The sequence below is a fragment of the Pseudomonas sp. genome, from assembly GCF_050739655.1.
Lineage (GTDB): Bacteria > Pseudomonadota > Gammaproteobacteria > Pseudomonadales > Pseudomonadaceae > Aquipseudomonas.
In genome coordinates, this window is the sequence record NZ_JBOIBY010000287.1 from 1 (window position 1) to 1,003 (window position 1,003).

Sequence of the window (1,003 nt, forward strand, 5' to 3'; positions counted from 1 at the left end):
CTTCCACCTCGATAGCGAACACGCCCTGGCCGTACCTGGTTGCCAAGGCCAACGCCATCTGCTGATACTGCGCCGCACGGCATGATTGGGAACACAAGCAAGAATGGCTAAGGTATTCGCGATTGCGAACCAAAAGGGTGGCGTGGGCAAAACCACCACCTGCATCAACCTCGCAGCATCCCTGGTCGCGACCAAGCGCCGGGTGCTGTTGATCGACCTTGATCCACAGGGCAACGCCACCATGGGTAGCGGTGTGGATAAACATGGCCTGGAAAACTCGGTCTACGACCTGCTGATCGGCGAATGTGATCTGGCCCAGGCCATGCACTTCTCCGAACACGGTGGTTACCAGTTGTTGCCGGCCAACCGCGACCTCACCGCGGCCGAAGTGGTGCTGCTGGAAATGCAGATGAAGGAAAGCCGTCTGCGCAGCGCGCTGGCGCCGATCCGGGAAAACTACGATTACATCCTGATCGACTGCCCGCCGTCGCTGTCGATGCTGACCCTCAACGCACTGGTTGCCGCCGACGGGGTAATTATCCCCATGCAGTGCGAGTACTTCGCACTCGAAGGCTTGAGCGACCTTGTGGATAACATCAAGCGTATCGCTGAACTGCTGAACCCGAACCTCAAGGTGGAAGGCCTGTTGCGTACGATGTACGACCCGCGCCTGAGCCTGATGAACGATGTCTCGGCGCAGCTCAAGGAACACTTCGGCGAACAGCTCTACGACACCGTCATTCCGCGCAACATCCGTCTGGCCGAAGCACCAAGCTACGGCATGCCGGCGCTGGCGTACGACAAAGCATCGCGAGGCGCCGTTGCCTATCTGGCATTGGCAGGCGAAATGGTTCGTCGTCAACGCAAAAACTCACGCATCGCTGCTGCTCAGGCAACTTAAGGAATCCCCATGGCCGTCAAGAAACGAGGTCTCGGACGTGGACTGGATGCTCTGTTGAGTGGTCCGACTGTCAGCTCGCTGGAAGAACAAGCGGCGCAAGCC

The 1,003-nt window shown here is 58.9% G+C and carries 1 protein-coding gene and 2 pseudogenes; all 3 read left to right on the forward strand.

Features of this window, described 5'->3' with window-relative positions; genetic code table 11:
• A pseudogene (locus ACRESJ_RS14175) lies at nt 1-85 on the forward strand (16S rRNA (guanine(527)-N(7))-methyltransferase RsmG); the annotation flags it as partial.
• Between the two features lie 18 nt (nt 86-103).
• Complete coding sequence (locus ACRESJ_RS14180) at nt 104-901, forward strand: ParA family protein (protein WP_007969897.1); 798 nt, start codon at nt 104-106, stop codon at nt 899-901.
• Nucleotides 902-910: 9 nt separating this feature from the next.
• Nucleotides 911-1,003 (forward strand): annotated as a pseudogene (locus tag ACRESJ_RS14185) (ParB/RepB/Spo0J family partition protein); the annotation flags it as partial.